The organism is Streptomyces sp. M41(2017) (assembly GCF_002078175.1).
In the GTDB taxonomy this organism is placed as follows: Bacteria; Actinomycetota; Actinomycetes; order Streptomycetales; family Streptomycetaceae; genus Streptomyces.
Window position 1 is genome coordinate 3,794,057 of record NZ_MWFK01000001.1, and the last position, 22,087, is coordinate 3,816,143.

A 22,087-nucleotide genomic window follows, 5' to 3' on the forward strand; every position below is an offset into this window, starting at 1 on the left:
GCCGGGCCGGTCACGCGACGGTCGGTTCCGTCGCCCTCGGGCTGGGGACCTCCGAGGGCGTCGAGGCTCTGAAGGCGCGTTCGACGGCCTGCCCCCAGTAGGTTCCGGCGACCATCAGCACGGCACCGAGAGCGGTGAGCACGGTGAGGTGTTCGCCGCCCAGCCCGATGCCGACGGCCACGGCCCACACCGGCTCCGTGCCCAGCAGCAGGCTGGCGCGGCTCGCGGAGCTGCGCTGCACCGCCCAGGTCTGGGCGAGGAACGCGAACACACTGCAGAACAGGGCGAGATAGAGCAGCTGCCCCCAGCCGGCGGCACCGACCTCGCCGAGTCTCGGCAGGCTGCCCGCCACCGGCACCAGGAACAGAGCGGTGCCGACGACCGTCTGAACGGCCGTGATCTGCAAGGGCCTTACCCGCCGGCGGGCGGTGAGGCGCCCGACGAGGGCCACGTGAGCGGCACGGACCAGCGCGGCCGCGAGGATCAACAGGTCGCCGGAGCGCGGCTCGTGGAAGCCGTTGCCCGACACCAGGAGCCCGACGGCCAGGAGGCACAGGCCGGTCGCCGCGAAGTAACGAGGGGGGAGCCCCGCCGCACCCGCCGAACGGTCGAGGAGGGGCGTGAGCACCACGGTGAGGCTGATGATCAGGCCCGCGTTCGCCGCGCTGGTGTGGGCGACTCCGTACGTCTCCAGGACGAGGATCGCGGCCTGCGTGACCCCCAGCACCGACCCGAGCCGCAGCTCGTCCCGTGTGCAGCGGCCCGCGCCCCTCCCGAGGGCGACGACGAGGAGACAGGCGGCGGCCGAGATGCCGTACCGCGCGAACAGGACGAGCAGGACGGGGAGCGCCGACGTGGCGGTCTTCGCGGCCAGATAGCTGAAACCCCAGACGGCGGCGACAAGGAGGAGCACCGCGTCGGTGCTGCGGACTCGGGACACGCCCCCACGCTCCCGCACCATGACGCTGAAGCACAGAGTCACCTTCTTCAAGGACCTTGAAGCATCACTACACCTACGATGCCCGGATGAACGAGAGGCAACTGCGGATCCTGCGGGAACTCGGGGAGCTCGGCAGTGTCACCGCCGTCGCCGAGGCGCTGCTGATGACCCCCTCCGCCATCTCCCAGCACCTGCGCCTGCTGCAGCGCGCGATGCCGGTCCCGCTCACCGAACGGGACGGACGGCGGCTGGTGCTCACGGACGCGGGACGCGCGCTGGCCGGTGCGGCGATCGAGGTCGAGACCGCTCTCGCCCGGGCCCGGCACACCGTCGACGACTTCGTCGACGAACCGGCCGGGCAGGTGTCGCTGGCGGCCTTCCACAGTGCCGCCTCCACCTTCTTCCCGATCCTGCTGCGCGGCCGTACACCGGGGACCCCACGCCTCTCGCTCGCCGACGAGGACGTCGCCCAGGACCAGTTCCCCCGGCTCGCGCGCGACTACGACCTGGTCCTCGCCCACCACCTCGGCCAGGCGCCGCCCTGGCCGAGCACGGTCACCGCGACGACCCTGCTGCGCGAACCGCTCGACGTCGCCCTCCCGGCCGACGACCCCCTGGCCCGCCGGGAGCACCTCACCCCGGAGGACGTCGCGGACCGCCCCTGGATCACCGTGCACGACGGTTTCCCGCTGATGGCCACCGTCGAGGCCATCGCGACCGCCGCGAACCGGCGGCTCGACATCGTGCACCGCATCAACGAGTTCGCGGTCGTCGCGGAGACGGTCGCCGCGGGCGGCGGGATCGCCCTGATGCCCCGCTGGACCACCCGCCCGCATCCCGCCCTGGTCCTGCGCCCCCTCGCCGGCGTCCACGCCGTGCGCCGCATCGACGTCCTGCACCGCCCCGAGCGTGCCGCGCGCAAGGCGGTCCGCACGGTCCTCGCCGAACTCCGCGAGGCGGCGGAGACGATCCGCGAGGGGGACACCGGGCAGGCGACGCGGCCCGTGGGCGGGCGCCCCTGAAGGTTCCGGCTCCGGTACCGGACGAGGTGGGCCGGAGCCGGAACGGAGGACCGGCACGCCGCCGCGCGGCCGGCTCAGGCCTTCTGCGGCCTCTCCACGAGTCCCCGCAGCCGTTGTGCCTCCGCGCGGCGGGCCTCGGCGATGTCCCCGTCCAGGCGGGGGCAGGCGTCGAGCACCGCACGGGCGCGGGCCGCCGCCTCGGGCCGGCCCAGGTCCGCCTCCAGCCGGCCGGCGGCGAGTTCGGCGCCGGTACGGGCGTCGAGCACGTCGTCCCCGAGGGAGGTGAACACGGCGATGGCGCGGTCGAGATGGCCGAGGGACTCCTCGAACGCGCCCCGCGCGGAGGCCTCTTCTGCGTCGTCCGGTACCGAACGGGCGACCAGGTCCCCGAACTGCCGGTGCGTGTGGCCGAGTTCGGCGACCATCCGACGCCGCGCCTCCTCGGTCTCCACCGCCTCGTCGTCCGCTCCGGCACCGGGCGCGGTCTCCGACGGGCCGACGGCCCGTGCCGGGTCCTCCACCGCCGACGCGCACTCCCGCAGCGCCGCCTCCATCAACGCCCGTGCCCCGTCGAGGTTCTCGTCCGTCCGCGCCGCGGCCCACGCGCGCGCCCGGAGCGACCGGACCAGTCCGTCCGCGTTGCCCAGCTCGCGCCACAGGTCGCCGGCCCGGGCGTAGGCCCGGTCCGCCTCGGCGGTCAGCCCGGCGTGCCCGAGGGCTTCGGCGGCGAGATGCGCGAGCATCGCGTGGTCCCGCTGCTCGGGCCAGTGCCGGGCGATGTCCGCGGCCCGCAGCCAGTGCTCGGCCGCCCCGCGGTGCTCGCCCAGCTCGGTCAGACAGTCGCCGAGCCACCAGCGCGTCTGCACGATCGCGCCGTCACCGTGCATCTCGCCGGTCAGATCGGGCAGCGCCGACTCCAGGATCTCGGCCGCCTCCGCCCACCGCCCCTGACGGAGCAGGAACCCGCCGAGCTGGTGACGCGCCCAGGCGCCGAGCGTGCCGGCCTCGCCCGCCTCGTCGGCCCAGTGCGCCGCCTCCAGGGCGTGCTCCGCGGCGGGGCCCGCCTGCCCCCGCGCCGCCAGGATCTCCGCGAGCCGCAGCTGCAGCTGGGCCTGCCCGGCCGGCTCCAGGTGGGACCCGCCGTGCTCCAGGGCCGCGCGCGTGGACCGCTCCGCCAGCTCGGGATCGCCCAGGTGCAGGGCGATCCCGGCGAGCCGGGAGTCGTACTCGACCGCGAACCACGGCAGCCCCGCCGCCACGAATCCGTCGACGGCCCGCGTGAGCGACGCGACGGCCGCCTCCCCGTCCCCGGCGCGTGCCGCCAGCTCCCCGAGCATCGCGTGGGCCTCCGCGCCGCGCGAGGCCACGGCCGCGTCGTCGGCGCCGTGCGGCTCCACCAGTGCCAGCAGCTCGCGTGCGGCGGCCTCCGCGACGGCCAGGACGTCGTCCCGCGCACCCGGATCGCCCGGCGGGGCGCTCTCCTGCGCCGACTCCGCCTCCTCCACCCGGTGCATCAACGTCCGCGCCCGGCCCACCAGCACCGACGCCGTCTGCGCCACCCCGGTGCCGCCCTCCGCGAAGAGCGCCAGGACCTGCTCGCGCAGCTCGGCGCCGGTGGCCAGGGACTCCTCGGTACCCCCGGTCAGCGCCCGGACGTACGCGGCACGGGAACGCGCCGCCAGCGCCTCGCCCGGGTCACCCGCCTCCGCGTACAGTTCGGCCGCCTCCAGGAACAGGCCGATGCCCTGCGGGCCCCGGCCCATCGCCGCGTGATCGGCGATCGCCGCACGGTCGTGGACGTCCAGCTCGTGCCCCTCGGCGGCGCGCGAGACCGCCGACCACGCCTCCACGGCGTCGGGACTGCGGCGCGCGGTCAGCCCCCGGGCCTCCGCGAGCAGCTCGTCCAGGCCGGCCGCCGCGCTCACCTCCCGCGCCACCCCCTGGGGGGCCTGCGGGGGAGCGGGGGCCACGATCGGCGCCGGCTGACCGGCGCGGGCGGAGCGCACGGACCGAACGCCCAGCGGCAGCCGGTCGACGAGCGCCGGCCGGTCCATCCGCGCCCGGGCCCGCTCGCTCACGTACGACGTGCCGTTGCGCGCGTCGAAACGCCCGGCCAGCGCGAGCGCCTCCCCGCGCGCGTGCACGGCGAGTTCCGCCGCCGTCCACACCCGCCCGACGGGCCCGGGAACCGTCTGCTCCCCGAGCCCCAGAGTGGTCAGGCGGTCCATCAGGAGCGCCACCACCGCCATGAACTCCAGCTTGCTGCGCGGGTCCCCGGAGTCCGTGAAGTAGGCAGGACGCTCCGCGAGGAGCTCCAGAGCGCGCGCCTCGTTGCCGGTGACGGCACAGAACTCCACATGGTCCGCGTACGCGGACCGCATGCTCTCCATGGCCCGCACCAGCCGGAAGCCCCGCAGATGGTGGGCGCGCGCCTCCTCGACCCGCCCGAGACGCAGCAGCGGCAACAACGACGACGCGAGCACCGTGTGCGGCTCGTGGGCACAGCTGTATTCGCCTGCCAGCACCGGCGCCCACAACTCCAGCGCCTCCCCGTCGGAGCCCCGCACCGACTGCCACCACCCCTGCCCGTGCAGCTCGCACGCGTGGCAGTCGGCCATGGTGTCGCGGTCCGCGGCGAGCCAGGCGCCGTACGCCCGCTCGGCCCGCGCCAGGTCGCCCAGGTGCGCGGCGACACTGAACTCGGCACTGCGCACCGCCCGTTCGGAATGGCCGGCGAGCCGGTAGCGGTGCTCCATCTCGCCGAGCCACTTCTCTATGGAGGCGAGCGGGACGTGCGGCTGGTCGAGCATGCCCGCCGACATCCACTTGAAGACCCAGTGCAGGGAGTGGATCTCGTACTCGTCGAAGTCCTCGGGACGCTCGTCCCACATGCGCAGCAGGCGCGCGAAGGGCACGAACATCTTGCCCTTCTCCGAGCTGTAGTTGTAGACCTTCAGCTGGTGTCCGAGCGCCTCGATCACCGCGAGCGGGATGCCCAGCTTCTCGGCCTCCACGAGCAGGTGCTCCGCGCGCGCGTTGCGTGCGGGCCCCTCCGGCTGCCCGTAGTTGTCCGCCATCGCCCGGCGCAGCGTGTCGAAGTCCATGGCCGGGTTCATCGCCGGTCGTCCTTTCCGGGGTCGGTGTGCGTGGCCCACTCCAGGAGGCCGATGAACGCACGGTTCAGGAGCGCGGAGTCCGCCGGCCGCAACGGGCGCTGCGCCATCAGCAGGGCCTGCCCGTAGAGCGACTCCGTGGCCGTGCCGATCAGGTCCGGGTCGTCGAGCGAACTGATGCGCCGGATCAGCGGGTTGAGGTGGTTGAGGACCAGCCGCGCGCGCGGGGCGCTGCCGCGCAGCGAGCCCAGGATGCCCGCCCACAGGTCGTCGGCCTGCTCCTCGGCGTCCGCGCGGGCCTGCTCGTGCCGGGCCGCACGGTCGTCCAGGTGCAGCGCGGGCACCGACAGCGGATGGAAGGCCCGCAGGACGACGTCGCAGCCCAGCGGGTCGAGCCGGGCCCGCGCCGCCGCCAGGAACGGCGAGAGCGCCAGCTCCTCGGCCGGGTCCACCCCGTCCAGGTGCGCCGTCACGGTGTCCGCGTCCAGCTCCGAGACGACCGTGCCCGGACGCACCGACGGCAGCGCCTCGACCAGCTCGCTGTCGTACGTGTAGCCGCCGTTGACGACCCCGACGCCCTGCGCGGAGGCGATCGGCGCGACCTGCCGGTACTCCTCCACCGTCCGCGTGAAGTGCACCACCGGGTGCCGCTGCGCGAACTCCTCCAGCGACAGCCGTCCGTCGGTCGTCTCGAAGGGCAGCCACGGCAGCATCGTGCGCAGCATCTCCGGATCGTGCCGCGCCAGCGACTTCACCCCCAGGTGATGCACCGAGAGGAACGCGGCCAGCCGCTCCGGATCGCCCGCCGCGAGCCCCGTCAGCCAGGACCGGATGCGCTCGCCCAACGCCTCCCGCACGGCCGCGAGCGTCTCGTCCTCGTACAGCGACTCGCGCGACGCGGTGGGCCGCAGACTGTCGGTGTCGAGGACGCAGCGCACGAAGAACGCCCAGTCGGGCAGCAGTTGTTCGGCCCGCTCGGTGAGCAGCATGCCCTTCAGGTGCACCCGGTGACTCGCCCGCTGGGCCGGGCTGACCGCGGACGGCAGCACATAGGCCACACCCCGGATCCCGGCGAGCGGCACGTCCAGGTCGATCGAGTCCAGCGGAGTGAACCCGAACAGGTCGTGACAGTGCCGGGCCAGCGCCACCCGCCGCGTGGCCGGGCTCGGATAGGAGCGGTCCCAGGGCGCCGGAAGGTCCGCGACCGGCTCGTCGCCCACGCGCACGTCGTACGGCAGCAGCGCCCCGAAGTCCCGTGCCAGCGACCTGACCCGCTCGGCGCTCAGCCACTCGCCGGCCCCCGCGCGCGCCACCAGGTGCACGGTGGTGCCCGGTTCGGGGCGGGCCGAGTGCGGCAGGGTGCGCACGGTGTACGAACCGTCGTCGGCCGCCGTCCACTCGACCGGCGCCGCGTCGGGCGTCCGCGCGCTGCGGCTGACCACCCGGATGCGCTCGGCCACGACGAAGCAGGCCAGCAGCCCGATCCCGAACTGGCCGAGGAAGTCCGAACGGGCCGACTCCAGGCCGTCGTCGCGCTTGGAGCTGCGGCCGATCGTCGCGAGCAGACTGTGCACGTCGGACTCCGTGAGCCCGACGCCCGAGTCCTCCACGCGCAGCGTGCCGCCCTCGGCGTGCAACCGCACCGTCGCGGGCGCGTCCGGCTGCTCGGCGCGCCGCGCGGTGATCGCGTCGACGGCGTTCTGCAGCAGTTCGCGCAGATAGACCTTGGGGCTGGAGTACAGGTGATGGGAGAGCAGGTCGACCAGACCGCGCAGGTCCACCTGGAACGTGTGAGGAGACGGGGAGGCCGGAGAAGGCTGTGAAGTCTGGGAGTCCATCGTCGCTGCGCCGGTGGGGGGACGTGCGACGGCGCGGGGTCGGGCGGTCCCGAAGGACGGTGACCGCGAAAGGGCCGGAGCGCGTCATCCTAGGCGCGGAACCAGCCGTCTGACCAGCGGATTTCCAGGACGTATACGGCAATGTCAGTGGGGTGGTGTGCAATGGATCTCGTGCCCGTGCTCGATGAACCACTGAAGAAGGCGCTCGGTGCCGCCACCGCGAAGGTGATGGCCGAGCACCTCGGCCTGCACACCGTCGGCGATCTGCTGCACCACTACCCGCGCAGATACGAGGAGCGGGGGCAGCTCACCCACCTCGCCGACCTGCCGTTGGACGAGCACGTGACCGTGGTCGCCCAGGTCGCCGACGCGCGCCTGCACACCTTCGCCTCCTCCAAGGCGCCCCGCGGCAAGGGCCAGCGCCTGGAGGTCACCATCACGGACGGCAGCGGCCGCCTCCAGCTGGTCTTCTTCGGACACGGCGTGCACAAGCCCCACAAGGAGCTGCTGCCCGGCACCCGCGCGATGTTCTCCGGCAAGGTCTCCGTCTTCAACCGCCGCCTCCAGCTCGCCCACCCGGCGTACGAACTGCTGACCGGGGACGGCGACGAGGCCGTGGAGAGCGTCGACAGCTGGGCCGGCGCCCTCATCCCGATCTACCCGGCGACCGCCAAGCTGGAGTCCTGGAAGATCGCCAAGTCCGTGCAGACCGTCCTCCCGAGCGCCCAGGAGGCCGTCGACCCCCTCCCGGACTCCCTGCGGGACGGCCGCGGCCTGGTGACCCTCCCCGAGGCCCTCCTCAAGATCCACCGCCCGCACACCAAGGCCGACGTCGAGGACGCCCGCGCCCGCCTCAAGTGGGACGAGGCCTTCGTCCTCCAGGTCGCCCTCGCCCGCCGCCGGCACGCCGACGCCCAACTCCCGGCCGTGGCCCGCGTCCCCGCCCCGGACGGCCTGCTCACCGCCTTCGACGCCAAGCTCCCCTTCACGCTCACCGAGGGCCAGCAGAAGGTCTCCAAGGAGATCTTCGACGGCCTCGCCACCGAACACCCGATGCACCGGCTGCTCCAGGGAGAGGTCGGAAGCGGGAAGACGATGGTGGCCCTGCGCGCCATGCTCGCCGTCGTCGACGCCGGGGGGCAGGCCGCGATGCTCGCGCCCACCGAGGTGCTGGCGCAGCAGCACCACCGGTCGATCACCGAGATGATGGGGGAGCTGGCCGAGGGCGGCATGCTGGGCGGGGCCGAGCACTCGACGAAGGTCGTGCTGCTCACCGGCTCCATGGGGACGGCGGCCCGTCGGCAGGCGCTGCTGGACCTGGTCACCGGCGAGGCGGGACTCGTCATCGGCACGCACGCGCTGATCGAGGACAAGGTCCAGTTCCACGACCTCGGCCTGGTCGTGGTCGACGAACAGCACCGCTTCGGCGTCGAGCAGCGCGACGCCCTGCGCGGCAAGGGCAAGCAGCCCCCGCACCTGCTGGTCATGACCGCCACCCCCATCCCGCGCACGGTCGCGATGACGGTCTTCGGCGACCTGGAGACCTCCGTCCTCGACCAGCTGCCCGCCGGCCGTTCCCCGATCGCCAGCCATGTCGTCCCCGCCGCCGACAAGCCGCACTTCCTCGCCCGCGCGTGGGAGCGCGTGCGCGAGGAAGTGGAGAACGGGCACCAGGCCTACGTCGTCTGCCCCCGCATCGGCGACGAGGAAGACGACCCGAAGAAGGGCAGGAAGAAGGCCTCGCCCGAGGACGACGCCGAGAAGCGTCCACCGCTGGCCGTCCTGGACGTCGCCGCCCAGCTCGCCAAGGGCCCCCTCCAGGGGCTCCGGATCGAGGTCCTGCACGGCAGGATGCACCCCGACGACAAGGACGCCGTGATGCGCCGCTTCGCCGCCGGCGAGACGGACGTCCTGGTCGCGACGACGGTCATCGAGGTCGGGGTGAACGTTCCGAACGCCACCGCCATGGTGATCATGGACGCCGACCGCTTCGGCGTCTCCCAGCTCCACCAGCTGCGGGGCCGCGTCGGCCGCGGCTCGGCGGCCGGGCTGTGCCTGCTGGTCTCCGAGATGCCCGAGGCGAGCCCGGCCCGCCAGCGGCTGAACGCGGTGGCCTCCACGCTGGACGGCTTCGAGCTCTCCCGCATCGACCTGGAACAGCGCCGCGAGGGCGACGTCCTCGGCCAGGCCCAGTCCGGCGTCCGCTCCTCCCTGCGCATGCTCGCCGTCATCGAGGACGAGGAGATCATCGCGGAGGCCCGCGAGGAGGCCACCGCGGTCGTCGCCGCGGATCCCGAGCTGACCGGCCTGCCCGGGCTGCGCACCGCCCTGGACGCCCTGCTCGACGAGGAGCGCGAGCAGTACCTGGACAAGGGCTGAGCCGCGGTGACCGGCCGTCGGCTGAGAGACTGGGAGCGACCGACACACCCCCAGCGCAAAGGACCCTCATGACCCGCGTGATCGCCGGCCGGGCCGGCGGACGCCGTCTGGCCGTCCCGCCGGGCACCGGCACCCGCCCCACCTCCGACCGGGCGCGCGAGGGCCTCTTCTCCACCTGGCAGTCCCTGCTCGGCGGCCCACTGGACGGCGAGCGCGTCCTCGACCTGTACGCGGGATCGGGCGCCGTCGGCCTGGAGGCGCTCAGTCGCGGCGCAGCGCACACCCTCCTCGTCGAGGCGGACGCCCGCGCGGCCCGGACCATCCGCGAGAACGTGTCGACCCTGGGCCTGCCGGGCGCCGAGGTCAGAGCGGGCAAAGCGGAACAGATCATCCGCACGGCGCCGCCCGCCGACCCGTACGACCTGGTCTTCCTCGACCCCCCGTACGCCGTCTCGGACGACGATCTTCGCGAGATCCTGCTCACACTCCGGACAGGGGGCTGGCTCACCGGGGATGCGCTCGTCACCGTGGAGCGCAGCACCAGAGGCGGCGAATTCGGGTGGCCGGACGGTTTCGAAGCCGTCAGGGCCCGTCGATACGGCGAGGGCACGTTTTGGTACGGTCGCGCCGCCTCTACGTGCGAAGACGCACGATGACCGGACCGGAGAGCGAGGGACCACTGTTGCGCCGCGCCGTCTGTCCGGGGTCATTCGACCCCATCACCAACGGACACCTCGACATCATCGCCCGCGCCTCCCCGCTGTACGACGTCGTACATGTCGTGGTGATGATCAACCAGTCGAAGAAGGGCCTGTTCACGGTCGACGAGCGGATCGAGCTGATCCGCGAGGTCACGGCCGAGTTCGGCAACGTCCAGGTCGAGGCCTACCACGGCCTCCTCGTCGACTACTGCAAGCAGCGCGACATCCCGGCCATCGTGAAGGGCCTGCGCGCGGTCAGCGACTTCGACTACGAACTCCAGATGGCCCAGATGAACAACGGCCTCTCGGGAGTCGAGACCCTCTTCATCCCCACCAGCCCCACCTACAGCTTCCTGTCCTCCTCCCTGGTCAAGGAGGTCGCGCAGTGGGGCGGCGACATCAGCCACCTGGTGCCGCCGCTCGTTCTGGAGCAGCTCACGGAGCGGCTGGGCAAGCACTGAGCGCCTGACAGTGCGTCACCCGGTGTCGGGCGGGGCGGCAGTGGTCGTACAGTCGACCCGTCCGTCTCCATCACAGCTGTAGAGAGTGGCGAGCACACGGTGGACGTGCAGAAGAAGCTCGATGAGATCGTGGCTGCGGTCGGCAGCGCCCGGTCGATGCCCATGTCGGCCTCGTGCGTGGTCAACCGCGCCGACCTGCTCTCGATGCTCGAAGAGGTGCGCCAGGCGCTGCCCGGCTCCCTCGCCCAGGCGCAGGAGCTGATCGGCGGCCGCGAGCAGATGGTGGAGCAGGCCCGTCAGGAGGCCGAGCGGATCATCGAGACCGCGCACGCCGAGCGCGGCTCCCTGATCTCCGACACCGAGGTCGCCCGCCGCTCGCAGAACGAGGCGGACCGGATCCTCGCCGAGTCCCGTCAGGAGGCCGAGGAGATCCGCGCCGAGGCCGACGACTACGTCGACTCCAAGCTCGCCAACTTCGAGGTCGTCCTCACCAAGACCCTCGGCTCGGTCGGCCGCGGCCGGGAGAAGCTCCTCGGTACCGGCCCGGGCGTCGACGAGCAGGGCTACGAGGACGAGGACGCCCCCGAGCGCAGCCACGACCCGGAGACCCTGCGGCGCAACGCCGACGAATACGTCGACATCAAGCTCGGCGCCTTCGAGGCCGTCCTCGCCAAGACGCTGGAGGCCGTCGGCCGCGGCCGGCAGAAGCTGCACGGCCGGATCGCCAGCGACGACCTCGGCGACCTGACCCCCTTCGGCGAGGACGGGACGCCGGGCCTGCACACCAGCGACTCCGACTACCTGGCCGGCCTCGCCGAGCTGGCCGAGGCCCCGGAGCAGCCCGCTCAGAGTCCCGAGGTGCCCGCCCAGCAGCCGACGTACGGCCAGCAGCAGGAGGCGTACGCCTACCAGCACCAGCAGCAGGACCCCTACGGCTATCAGCAGCAGTACGCCCAGCAGCAGGACCCGTACGGCTACCAGCAGGCCGACCCGTACGCCGCCTACCCGCAGCAGGGGTACGACCAGCAGGCCGCCTACGACCAGAACCAGCAGCAGGCGTACGTCCAGCAGCAGGGGCAGGTTCAGGAACAGCAGGCGCAGGCGCTCGACGAGACCAGTCTCTTCGACACCGGCATGATCAGCGCCGAGCAGCTGAGGGCCTACGAACAGGGGCGCGGCGGCCACTGACGGCCGGGCCGCCGGGGGCGCGCGCCGGGGTGCGGAGCGGGGCGCCCGGACCGGATTGGGCCGTGAGCGAAAGGTCCAGTATCCTGGCTCTTCGGTCGCGTGTACGTCCGCGATCAACGCTGCCCACGGAACACCAGGGGCGGCGTCCCCATGAGTTCGAAAGATCGAAAGCAGGAATGGCTCTGAACGCCCGCCTCGACCACCGCAACCCTCTTGTGTTCGACACACACGAGCTGGGGCGGCGTCCTGGCGCGCTGCAGCGCCTGAACCGCACGATCGACGCTCCCGTGGATCTGGGGATCCAGGGTGTCATCGGAGTGCCGGAAGGCGCCTCGGTGGAGCTCGACCTCCGCCTGGAGTCGGTCATGGAAGGGGTGCTTGTCACAGGCACCGCCCGTGCATCGGCCAAGGGGGAGTGCGTAAGGTGTCTGGAGCCGCTCGAGCAGGTGCTCACAGCGGACTTCCAGGAGATGTTCTCGTACCCTGACGCCGATGACCGGGGCCGCCCCAAGGCGGAGCCGGCCGACGACGCCGAGGACGACGAGGACACGCTCTTCCTCGAGGACGGACTGTTCGACCTCGAACCCGTGCTGCGTGATGCGGTGGTGCTCGCACTGCCGATGCAGCCGGTGTGCCAGGACGACTGCCCGGGCCTGTGCTCCGAATGTGGAGCCCGGCTCGCGGACGACCCGGAACACCACCATGACGCCGTCGACATCCGTTGGGCGGCACTGCAGGGACTCGCCGGTTCACTCGAAGATGGCGAGAAGGACGAGTTGAGCGGCGCCGAACCTGGCGTCGACGAGAAGCAGGAGAAGTAGCCGTGGCTGTTCCGAAGCGGAAGATGTCGCGCAGCAACACGCGCCACCGCCGGTCGCAGTGGAAGGCTGCGGTCCCCACCCTGGTTGCGTGCGAGCGCTGCCACGAGCCCAAGCTGCAGCACATCGCGTGCCCGGCTTGCGGCACCTATAACAAGCGCCAGGTCCTCGAGGTCTGAGCGGCTGGTGAGAGGTCTGATGTCTGACGCCAAGGCGGATTCAAACGCCAAGAAAAAGGCGGACAACACAGCCTCGTCCCACACGCTTCTGGAAGGGCGGCTCGGCTACAAGCTCGAGTCCGCCCTTCTGGTGCGTGCGCTGACCCACCGTTCCTACGCGTACGAGAACGGCGGTCTGCCGACCAACGAGCGCCTGGAGTTCCTCGGGGACTCCGTGCTGGGGCTCGTGGTCACGGACACGCTGTACCGCACCCACCCCGACCTGCCCGAGGGCCAACTGGCCAAGTTGCGGGCCGCGGTGGTCAACTCTCGTGCGCTGGCGGAAGTGGGCCGCGGCCTCGAACTCGGCCTCTTCATCCGGCTCGGCCGGGGTGAGGAAGGCACGGGAGGCCGGGACAAGGCGTCCATCCTCGCCGACACCCTTGAAGCGGTGATCGGCGCTGTCTATCTCGACCAGGGTCTGGAAGCGGCGGGCGAACTCGTCCACCGGCTCTTCGATCCGCTGATCGAGAAGTCCTCGAACCTCGGTGCCGGCCTGGACTGGAAGACCAGTCTCCAGGAGCTCACCGCGACCGAGGGGCTCGGTGTTCCCGAGTACCTGGTCTCGGAGACCGGTCCCGACCACGAGAAGACCTTTACTGCTGCCGCCCGCGTCGGAGGCGTCTCGTACGGCACCGGCACCGGCCGCAGCAAGAAGGAGGCGGAGCAGCAGGCCGCGGAGTCCGCGTGGCGTGCGATCCGTTCCGCCGCGGACGAACGCGCGAAGTCGGCCCAGGCCGCGGAGCAGGCGGCTCATGCCGCTCAGCTGGCGGCCAAGGAAGCCGAGGGGACCGCCGACACCCCCTCGACGCCGACCACCGACACGGCCACGGCCTGATCCTTCACAAGCAGCACCGCACCACCGGACCCCGTCGCAGCGCACCAGCGCCGCGGCGGGGTCCCGTGCGTGTCGCAGGGCCCGGGGGAGCGGGCTCAACGCCTCGTCGGCAGTGCCCGCCGCGTGCGATGTACGCTTCCGGCATCACCCCCAGTCCGCCCTCCGGAGGAGTCCCGTGCCCGAGTTGCCCGAGGTCGAAGTCGTGCGCCGGGGCTTGGAGCGCTGGGTGTCCGGGCGGGTCGTCAAGTCCGTCGAGGTGCGTCATCCGCGGGCCGTACGGCGGCACTTGGCGGGGCCGGACGGCTTCGCCACGTCGCTGGAGGGGCAGCGGATCGGTGAGGCGAAGCGGCGCGGCAAGTACCTGTGGCTGCCGCTCGACGACTCCCCGTTCTCCGTGCTCGCGCATCTCGGGATGAGCGGTCAGCTCCTCGTGCAGCCGCAGGAGGCCGTGGAGGAGAAGCACCTGCGGATCCGCTTCCGCTTCGACGACGCCCTCGGCACCGAGCTGCGCTTCGTCGACCAGCGGACCTTCGGGGGCCTCTCGCTGCACGAGAACACCGCCGACGGACTGCCCGACGTCATCGCGCACATCGCCCGCGATCCGCTGGACCCGCTGTTCGACGACGCCGCGTTCCACGTCGCCCTGCGGGCCCGCCGCACGACGATCAAGCGCGCCCTGCTCGACCAGTCGCTGATCAGCGGCGTCGGCAACATCTACGCGGACGAGGCCCTCTGGCGTTCCAAGCTGCACTACGAGCGTCCGACGGGGACCATGACCCGGCCGCGCACCGCCGAACTCCTCGGCCACATCCGCGACGTCATGAACGACGCCCTCGCCGCCGGCGGCACCAGCTTCGACAGCCTCTACGTCAACGTGAACGGTGAGTCGGGCTACTTCGACCGCTCGCTCGACGCGTACGGGCGCGAGGGCGAGCCGTGCCGTCGCTGCGGGACGCCGATGCGGCGGCGGGCCTGGATGAACCGCTCGAGCTATTTCTGCCCACGCTGCCAGCGCGCACCGCGGCCGGGCGCCGACCTCTAGTCGCCGCGCTCGCCGGACTCGGCGGCGGTCATGCCCCGCGCGTCGCGTCGTAGCGGCCGCGGGACTCCAGGACCTCGTCCATGCTGCCCTCCACGAAGGTGATGAGGCCGATCAGGCGCTCGGCGACCTGGCGGCCGAGCGGCGTGAGGCTGTAGTCGACGCGGGGCGGGTTCGTGGGCTGCGCGTCCCGGTGCACCAGCCCGTCGCGTTCCAGCGCGTGCAGGGTCTGGGAGAGCATCTTCTCGCTGACGCCGTCGATCCGGCGCCGCAGTTCGTTGAAGCGGAACGTGCCGTCGTGCAGGGCGCCCAGCGTGAGCGAGCCCCAGCGGCCGGTGACGTGCTCCAGCGTGCCCCGGGACGGGCAACTGCGCGCGAACACGTTGTACGCGAGGTCCGCGCCGTCGGGGCAGGCGGAGCCCTCGTCGCGATCGGGATGCTCGGACACGGGGGCGACGGATTCCATACGAGCAGCATACGCAGACACAGCGCTTCCCGGAAGGTTGCACTAACTTCTAGTTAGTGCTTTCCTTTCGGTATCGCCGGTGAGCAGCCCCTACGCTGCCGCCGTTCTCGTCCTTTGAGGAGTCCTGCTGTGACGACCCCTGTTGTCTCCATCGCCTACCACTCCGGCTACGGCCACACCGCGGTCCTCGCGGAGGCCGTGCGCACGGGTGCTCTCGAAGCCGGTGCCGAGGTCCACCTCATCCAGGTCGACGAGATCACCGACGCGCAGTGGGAGCAGCTCGACGCCTCGGACGCCGTGGTCTTCGGGTCGCCGACGTACATGGGCACCGCGTCGGGTGCCTTCCACGTCTTCGCGGAGGCGTCCTCGAAGCGGTGGTTCGGACAGGACTGGAAGGACAAGCTGGCCGCCGGATTCACCAACTCCGGCTCGAAGAGCGGCGACAAACTGCACACCCTGCAGTTCTTCCAGATCCTCGCCGCCCAGCACGGCATGAACTGGGTCAACCTCGGTCTGCACCCGGGCTGGAACAACAGCGCCGGCTCCGAGCACGACCTCAACCGCCTCGGCGTCTTCGCGGGCGCCGCCGCGGCCACCAACGTCGACGAGGGCCCCGACGCGGTCCACCCCTCCGACATCGCCACCGCCGAACACCTGGGCCGCCGCATCACCGAGACGGCCCGCGTCTTCACCCTGGGCCGCGCGGCGGCGGTGCCGGTCGCGTAGCCGGGGCGGCGCGCGGCGGACCGTTCCCGACGGGGCTCAGCCGCGTGACGGTGAGCGGGCGGGGCGGGAGTGGGCGGGGTCGGTCGTGCGGGGTCGGCTCAGTAGCCGAAGTCCTGCGTCCACCACGGGCCGCCCGAGCCGAAGTGCGCTCCGACGCCGAGGGTCTTGAAGTCGCAGTTCAGTATGTTCGCGCGGTGGCCGGGGCTGTTCATCCAGGCTTCCATGACCGCTTCGGCCGTGGTCTGGCCGCGGGCTATGTTCTCGCCGCCGAGGCCGGTGATGCCGGCCTTCGCCGCACGGTCCCAGGGGCTGAGGCCGCTCGGGTCGGTGTGGTCGAAGAAGGCGCGTGCCGCCATGTCCTCGCTGAACGACTGCGCCAGGTCCGACAGCGCGCTGTTCGCGGACACCGGGCTGCAGCCCACCTTGGAGCGCTCGTCGTTGACGAGCTTGAGCACCTCGGCCTCGGCCGCCGCCTCCGCGGAGACGGTCACCGGGGCCTTGGCCACCGGTGCCTTCGTCGCGGTCTTCGAGGGCTTCGGGGCCTCGGGGGCCTTCGACTCCTCGGTCGGCTCGGCGCTCGGCTTCTTCGAGGGCGTCTTCGTCGGAGCGGCCGACGGCGACGACGAGGAAGGGGCCGCCGAGGGGGTGGCCGCGCGATCGGCGTCACGGCTCGTCGCCGTGTCGTCGTCGTGGGCCTCCGCACTGCCCGAGGTGCCGCCCTGCTGGGTCTCCAGACCGGAGGGCGAGCCGACGGCCTGCACCTTGTCGGAGTTGCCGCCGCCGCCACCGAGCGCGTAGTTGTCGGCGCCGGGCATCACGCCCGCCGCGACAGCCGCGGTACCCAGGGCCACAGCCGCCGAGACACCGAGCAGACCGGTGCGTACCGGAGTCGCACCCTTCTTCTTGCGGTGCGAGCGGGCGGACGACGTGGACGGGAGATCGGCGACGGCCGCGTAGCCGTACAGGTTCTCCGGACCGTAGTTCTGCGTGTCGGCCCAGTGCGGGTCGGTGGCGCGGCCTGTGGCGGCGCGGCCGGCGTCGTGGCGTCGGTGGCGTCCCATCTCTTGGGCCTTCCTCGATCTTGCGTCAGGCGATCCTCAAATGAACCTCACCCGAAAGAGTGAGTTTCCTATGAGACTCATTGGGTGGGGACGGTACCCCATGGCGCAAGGGGAGGAAGTGCTCCGAGAGACATTGTCCGGTTAGCGTGCACCCATGAACGAGGTTGTACGGCTGGTCGTCTGGGTACGCGGGCGCGTCCAAGGTGTGGGTTTCCGCTGGTTCACGCGTGCCCGGGCCCTGGAGATCGGCGGGCTGAGTGGTTTTGCTCTCAATTTGGACGACGGACGCGTCCAGGTCGTCGCGGAGGGCCCTCGCGCCGGCTGTCAAGGACTGCTCGACTGGCTCCAGGGCGACGACACGCCCGGCCGGGTGGACGGCGTCACTGAGATCTGGGACACGCCCCGGGGGATCTACGACGGGTTCGCGATCCGCTGACGATGTGACCCGTGAGTGCCTCCTGGAAGCACTCCGTACATGCCCCGGGCACCTGCCTGAAGCGGAAACGGCCTGGTGGTTGCCAAGAAGGCCGCGAAGTGGCAGGCTCGCGGGGTAACGATGATCTCCACGCCCTGAGGGTCCCGCAGGAGTCGCAGCGCCGCCGGTCCAGAGCCGCGCGACAGCGGGTTGCCCCCGATACGGGGCGTGATCGTGTTGACCGTCAAACTTTTTGGTGAGACTCTGAAAGCCCCGCGCACCTTAGCTGTTTGGCATGTGGAACGGCAGCAGGACATCAGCAGTGTCAAGCACGCGGGTGCGATTCCCTCACGACCCACACCGCTTCCCGGTCGGTCACTCAGTGTGGAGGACCATCCATCATGGCAAAGGCGCTTCTCGGTTACGTCGGCGGTTCCGACCCGCGACTCATTGCCGAGATGCGACGGCTCCAGCAGCGCGTACAGGACCTCGAATCCGAGCTCGTACGGATTCAGGCCGAGAACGACGCGCTCGCGGCTGCCGCTTCTCACGACTCGCTTCTCGAGAGCATCGACGTACCCCAGGCGGAGCCTGCGCTCACCTGATCGCTGCACCGCACCACGACGACAGCAGTGGTCGGGCAGCCCGAATCAACCGCTGAGTTGTCAGATTTGCAAGGGACGCCTCTTCGGCGTCCCTTCTTTCTTTCCCCCGCGCCCCGTGGACCCCCGTCCCCTCTCTTCAACGTGTGGTGTGCCCTGCGCATTCACGGGTGAAACCGCGCGTTCATGGAGTGAGACCGGGGCCGAAAGGTAGAGTCCGGCGGCGTGCACCTCAAGGCCCTGACCCTCCGCGGGTTCAAATCGTTCGCCTCGGCGACCACGCTGCGGTTCGAGCCGGGCATCACCTGCGTCGTGGGCCCCAACGGCTCGGGCAAGTCCAACGTCGTGGACGCGCTCAGCTGGGTCATGGGCGAGCAGGGTGCCAAGTCGCTGCGCGGCGGCAAGATGGAGGACGTCATCTTCGCCGGCACTACCGGGCGTCCGCCGCTCGGCCGGGCCGAGGTCTCCCTCACCATCGACAACTCCGACGGCGCCCTGCCCATCGAGTACGCCGAGGTCACCATCACGCGGATCATGTTCCGCAACGGCGGCAGCGAGTACCAGATCAACGGCGACACCTGCCGGCTGCTGGACATCCAGGAACTGCTGTCCGACTCCGGCATCGGCCGCGAGATGCACGTCATCGTCGGCCAGGGCCAGCTCGACTCGGTCCTGCACGCGGACCCGATGGGCCGCCGGGCCTTCATCGAGGAGGCGGCCGGCGTCCTCAAGCACCGCAAGCGCAAGGAGAAGGCGCTGCGGAAACTGGACGCGATGAAGGCGAACATGGCCCGTGTCCAGGACCTCACGGACGAGCTGCGCCGCCAGCTCAAGCCGCTCGGCCGACAGGCCGCCGTGGCCCGTCGCGCCGCCGTCATCCAGGCCGACCTGCGCGACGCCCGGCTGCGGCTGCTCGCCGACGACCTCGTCCGGCTGCGCGGGGCGCTCCAGTCCGAGATCGCCGACGAGGCCGCTCTCAAGGAACGCAAGGAGTCCGCCGAGGCCGAGCTGAAGAAGGCGCTCCAGCGCGAGGCCCTCCTGGAGGACGAGGTCCGGCAGCTGACCCCACGCCTCCAGCGCGCCCAGCAGAGCTGGTACGAACTCTCCCAGCTCGCCGAGCGGGTCCGCGGGACGATCTCGCTGGCCGACGCGCGCGTGAAGAGCGCCACGTCCGTGCCGGCCGAGGAACGGCGTGGACGCGACCCCGAGGACATGGAGCGCGAGGCCGCCCGGATCCGTGAACAGGAGGCCGAGCTCGAAGCCGCCCTGGAGGCGGCGGAACGGGCTCTGGAGGACACGGTCGCCCACCGCGCGGAGCTGGAACGGGAACTGACCGTCGAGGAGCGCCGCCTCAAGGACGTGGCCCGGGCCATCGCCGACCGCAGGGAGGGCCTCGCCCGGCTCAACGGTCAGGTCAACGCAGCCCGTTCACGGGCCGCGTCCGCCCAGGCCGAGATCGACCGGCTCGCCGCCGCACGCGACGAGGCCCAGGAGCGCGCGTTCGCCGCCCAGGAGGAGTACGAGCAGCTGAAGGCCGAGGTCGAGGGCCTCGACGCGGACGACGCCGACCTCACCGACCGGCACGAGGCGGCGAAACGGGCGCTGTCCGACGCCGAGGCCGGCCTGGGTGCCGCCCGCGAGGCGGTCACCGCGGCGGAACGCCGACGGGCCGCGACCCAGGCCCGCCGCGAGGCACTCGCCCTCGGGCTCCGGCGTAAGGACGGCACGGGAGCGCTGCTCGGCGCCCGCGACCGGCTGACCGGGCTGCTGGGCCCCGCCGCCGAACTGCTGTCGGTCACCCCCGGTTTCGAGGTCGCGCTCGCCGCCGCGTTCGGCGCGGCCGCCGACGCCATCGCCGTCAGCACGCCCGCCTCGGCCGCCGAGGCCATCCGCCTGCTGCGCAAACAGGACGCGGGCCGGGCCTCCCTCCTGCTCGCCGGAGCACCCGAGGACAACGGGCCGCACGGGGGCGGGGGACAGGAGCAGAGCCCGGGCGAAGGAAGCCGGTGGGCGACCGACCTCGTGCGAGGACCCGCCGAGCTGATGCCCGCCGTGCGGCGGCTGCTGCACGGGATCGTCGTCGTCGGGACCCTGGAGGACGCCGAGGACCTGGTCTACGCGCGGCCCGGACTCACCGCCGTGACCGCCGAGGGCGACCTGCTCGGGGCGCACTTCGCGCACGGCGGATCCGCCGGCGCGCCCAGCCTTCTCGAGGTGCAGGCCTCCGTGGACGAGGCGGCGGCCGAGCTGGAGGAGCTGGCCGTGCGCTGCGAGGAACTGACCGAGGCGCAGTACCTCGCCACCGAGCTGCGCACCGAACGGGCGGCCCTCGTCGAAGAGGTGGGGGAGCGGCGGCGGGCCGCCGAGCGGGAGAAGTCGGCGGTCGCGCAGCAGCTCGGCCGGCTGGCCGGGCAGGCGCGCGGCGCCGCGGGCGAGGCCGAGCGGAGCACCGCGGCCGCCGCCCGCGCGCAGGACGCCCTCGACCGGGCCCTGGAGGAGGCGGAGGAACTGGCCGAACGGCTCGTCGTGGCCGAGGAGATGCCCGTCGAGGAGGAGCCCGACACCTCGGCACGCGACCGGCTCGCCGCGGACGGCGCCAACGCCCGGCAGACCGAGATGGAAGCCAGGCTTCAGGTGCGGACCCACGAGGAGCGGGTCAAGGGCCTCGCCGGACGGGCCGACTCGCTCGACCGGGCCGCCCGCGCCGAACGCGAGGCACGCGCGCGTGCCGAGCAGCGCCGGGCGCGGCTGCGCCACGAGGCGGCCGTCGCGCAGGCCGTGGCCTCGGGAGCGCGGCAGCTGCTCGCCCACGTCGAGGTCTCGCTCGGCCGCGCCGACGAGGAGCGCACCGTCGCCGACACCGCCAAGGCCCACCGCGAGCAGGAGCTCGGCGCCGCGCGGAGCCAGGGCCGCGACCTCAAGGCGGAGCTGGACAAGCTCACCGACTCGGTCCACCGCGGGGAGGTGCTGGGCGCCGAGAAGCGGATGCGCGTGGAGCAGCTGGAGGCCAAGGCGCTGGACGAGCTCGGTGTCGAGCCGGCGGGACTCGTCGCGGACTACGGCCCCGACCAGCCCGTACCGCCGTCCCTGCCGGCCGAGGGCGAGGAGCTGCCCGAGGACCCGGAGCACCCCCGCAACCAGCCCCGGCGGTTCCACCGTGCCGAGCAGGAGAAGCGGCTCAAGTCGGCCGAGCGGGCGTACCAGCAGCTGGGCAAGGTCAACCCGCTCGCCCTGGAGGAGTTCGCCGCGCTGGAGGAGCGCCACAAGTTCCTCAGTGAGCAGCTGGAAGACCTCAAGAAGACGCGGGCCGACCTCCTCCAGGTGATCAAGGAGGTCGACGAGCGGGTCGAGCAGGTGTTCACCGAGGCGTATCGCGACACCGCTCGGGAGTTCGAGGGGGTCTTCAGCCGGCTGTTCCCCGGCGGTGACGGCCGGCTCATCCTGACCGACCCCGACAACATGCTCACCACGGGCGTCGACGTCGAGGCCCGCCCGCCGGGCAAGAAGGTCAAGCGGCTCAGCCTGCTCTCCGGCGGCGAACGGTCGCTGACCGCCGTGGCGCTGCTCGTGTCGATCTTCAAGGCGCGCCCCAGCCCGTTCTACGTGATGGACGAGGTCGAGGCGGCGCTCGACGACACCAACCTCCAGCGGCTGATCCGGATCATGCAGGAGCTGCAGGAGGCCTCGCAGCTGATCGTGATCACGCACCAGAAGCGCACGATGGAGGTCGCCGACGCGCTGTACGGCGTCTCCATGCAGGGCGACGGCGTCTCGAAGGTCATCAGCCAGCGGCTGCGCTGACGCCCCGTCCCGCGCGGTGCCCGAATCCCCGTCGCCGGGGCCCGGAGGACGTCCGTCCACCCGGTCGGCGTACCGGGACCGGCTTTCGCCGTGCGGCCATCACCTGTCCCGGGGGCACCCGTGGGCGGGCCGCGCGCCCGTGCCCGCACCGCTCGCCGGCGCGTGTGTTCCGAGTGTCACATCCGTGTACCACCCACGGAGTTACTGCCGACGCTTCGGGGGCAGAAGGCCTTGTGTTGAGCCGTACGAGGGTCAACTGTTCAACTCTTGAACGCAGCGACACCCGTTTGAGCGCGCAAATTCACAGCATCCCGAGTATTGACTTCGAAACTTGAAGGCATAGTCTCTGCAACGTTGCTTTTACCTTCAGGTGGTGGGCGGCGTGAAGGTGTGCGCCACTGTTACCACCATCGAAGGGTTTCGCCCCCCACCCCCGGCAGCGAGGCCGGTGGCCCGAGGAG

At 72.0% G+C, this 22,087-nt stretch carries 18 protein-coding genes; 13 read left to right on the forward strand and 5 right to left on the reverse strand.

Annotation, left to right across the window (positions count from 1 at the left end; translation table 11 throughout):
* Positions 1–10: 10 nt before the first annotated feature.
* Positions 11–940, reverse strand: coding sequence for a DMT family transporter (locus tag B0675_RS16805; RefSeq protein WP_081219630.1), 930 nt, complete (start codon positions 938–940; stop codon positions 11–13).
* An 86-nt stretch (positions 941–1,026) separates the two neighbouring features.
* On the opposite strand from B0675_RS16805, the gene B0675_RS16810 reads away from it, so the two are divergent.
* The gene (locus B0675_RS16810; protein WP_081219631.1) at positions 1,027–1,962 is read left to right on the forward strand and encodes a LysR family transcriptional regulator; all 936 of its coding nucleotides are present in this window, start codon (positions 1,027–1,029) and stop codon (positions 1,960–1,962) included.
* A gap of 74 nt (positions 1,963–2,036) precedes the next feature.
* Here B0675_RS16810 and B0675_RS16815 read toward each other — a convergent pair whose 3' ends face one another.
* On the reverse strand, positions 2,037–5,078 hold the full coding sequence (locus tag B0675_RS16815; RefSeq protein WP_081219632.1) for a hypothetical protein: 3,042 nt from the start codon (positions 5,076–5,078) through the stop codon (positions 2,037–2,039).
* Positions 5,075–6,913 (reverse strand): HSP90 family protein, encoded by a 1,839-nt coding sequence (locus B0675_RS16820; protein WP_081219633.1) that lies wholly within the window; start codon positions 6,911–6,913, stop codon positions 5,075–5,077. Before B0675_RS16820 ends, B0675_RS16815 begins: the two co-directional genes overlap by 4 nt.
* Positions 6,914–7,075: 162 nt before the next feature.
* Here B0675_RS16820 and recG point away from each other — a divergent pair, with 162 nt between their 5' ends.
* The 8 genes from recG (at position 7,076) to mutM (ending at position 14,558) form a co-directional block, all read left to right on the forward strand.
* Positions 7,076–9,292, forward strand: coding sequence for an ATP-dependent DNA helicase RecG (gene recG, locus B0675_RS16825; protein ID WP_081219634.1), 2,217 nt, complete (start codon positions 7,076–7,078; stop codon positions 9,290–9,292).
* Positions 9,293–9,321: 29 nt separating this feature from the next.
* A complete protein-coding gene (gene rsmD / locus B0675_RS16830) occupies positions 9,322–9,948 on the forward strand; it encodes a 16S rRNA (guanine(966)-N(2))-methyltransferase RsmD (RefSeq protein WP_277625250.1) in 627 nt (208 codons plus the stop codon).
* A 26-nt stretch (positions 9,949–9,974) separates the two neighbouring features.
* Entirely contained in the window at positions 9,975–10,454 is a 480-nt protein-coding gene (gene coaD, locus B0675_RS16835; protein ID WP_277625251.1) for a pantetheine-phosphate adenylyltransferase, read from the forward strand.
* A 99-nt stretch (positions 10,455–10,553) separates the two neighbouring features.
* Positions 10,554–11,642: an ATP synthase F0 subunit B gene (locus B0675_RS16840; RefSeq protein WP_081219637.1), complete on the forward strand. Its 1,089-nt coding sequence runs from the start codon at positions 10,554–10,556 to the stop codon at positions 11,640–11,642.
* A 176-nt stretch (positions 11,643–11,818) separates the two neighbouring features.
* Positions 11,819–12,463 (forward strand): DUF177 domain-containing protein, encoded by a 645-nt coding sequence (locus B0675_RS16845; protein WP_081219638.1) that lies wholly within the window; start codon positions 11,819–11,821, stop codon positions 12,461–12,463.
* Positions 12,464–12,465: 2 nt separating this feature from the next.
* Positions 12,466–12,639, forward strand: coding sequence for a 50S ribosomal protein L32 (gene rpmF, locus B0675_RS16850; RefSeq protein WP_006139588.1), 174 nt, complete (start codon positions 12,466–12,468; stop codon positions 12,637–12,639).
* Between the two features lie 19 nt (positions 12,640–12,658).
* A complete protein-coding gene (gene rnc / locus B0675_RS16855) occupies positions 12,659–13,516 on the forward strand; it encodes a ribonuclease III (protein ID WP_081219639.1) in 858 nt (285 codons plus the stop codon).
* Positions 13,517–13,691: 175 nt separating this feature from the next.
* Positions 13,692–14,558, forward strand: a complete 867-nt coding sequence (gene mutM, locus B0675_RS16860; protein WP_081219640.1) for a bifunctional DNA-formamidopyrimidine glycosylase/DNA-(apurinic or apyrimidinic site) lyase — start codon at positions 13,692–13,694, stop codon at positions 14,556–14,558.
* Positions 14,559–14,586: 28 nt separating this feature from the next.
* On the opposite strand, the gene B0675_RS16865 is transcribed toward mutM, so the two are convergent.
* Positions 14,587–15,021 carry a helix-turn-helix domain-containing protein gene (locus B0675_RS16865; protein WP_081219641.1) on the reverse strand — a complete coding sequence of 145 codons (435 nt, stop codon included), beginning with the start codon at positions 15,019–15,021 and terminating at the stop codon, positions 14,587–14,589.
* A gap of 129 nt (positions 15,022–15,150) precedes the next feature.
* On the opposite strand from B0675_RS16865, the gene B0675_RS16870 reads away from it, so the two are divergent.
* Positions 15,151–15,747 (forward strand): flavodoxin family protein, encoded by a 597-nt coding sequence (locus B0675_RS16870; protein ID WP_081219642.1) that lies wholly within the window; start codon positions 15,151–15,153, stop codon positions 15,745–15,747.
* A 98-nt stretch (positions 15,748–15,845) separates the two neighbouring features.
* Here the strand turns inward: B0675_RS16870 and B0675_RS16875 are convergent, their stop codons facing one another.
* Positions 15,846–16,808 carry a CAP domain-containing protein gene (locus tag B0675_RS16875; protein ID WP_081219643.1) on the reverse strand — a complete coding sequence of 321 codons (963 nt, stop codon included), beginning with the start codon at positions 16,806–16,808 and terminating at the stop codon, positions 15,846–15,848.
* Between the two features lie 154 nt (positions 16,809–16,962).
* Between B0675_RS16875 and B0675_RS16880 the strand changes: the two genes are divergently transcribed.
* The 3 genes from B0675_RS16880 to smc all read left to right on the forward strand — a co-directional run bounded on the left by B0675_RS16880 (position 16,963) and on the right by smc (position 21,626).
* The gene (locus B0675_RS16880; protein WP_081219644.1) at positions 16,963–17,244 is read left to right on the forward strand and encodes an acylphosphatase; all 282 of its coding nucleotides are present in this window, start codon (positions 16,963–16,965) and stop codon (positions 17,242–17,244) included.
* A gap of 380 nt (positions 17,245–17,624) precedes the next feature.
* Positions 17,625–17,828: a hypothetical protein gene (locus tag B0675_RS16885; protein ID WP_028802434.1), complete on the forward strand. Its 204-nt coding sequence runs from the start codon at positions 17,625–17,627 to the stop codon at positions 17,826–17,828.
* A gap of 222 nt (positions 17,829–18,050) precedes the next feature.
* On the forward strand, positions 18,051–21,626 hold the full coding sequence (smc, locus tag B0675_RS16890; RefSeq protein WP_081219645.1) for a chromosome segregation protein SMC: 3,576 nt from the start codon (positions 18,051–18,053) through the stop codon (positions 21,624–21,626).
* Positions 21,627–22,087 lie beyond the last annotated feature (461 nt).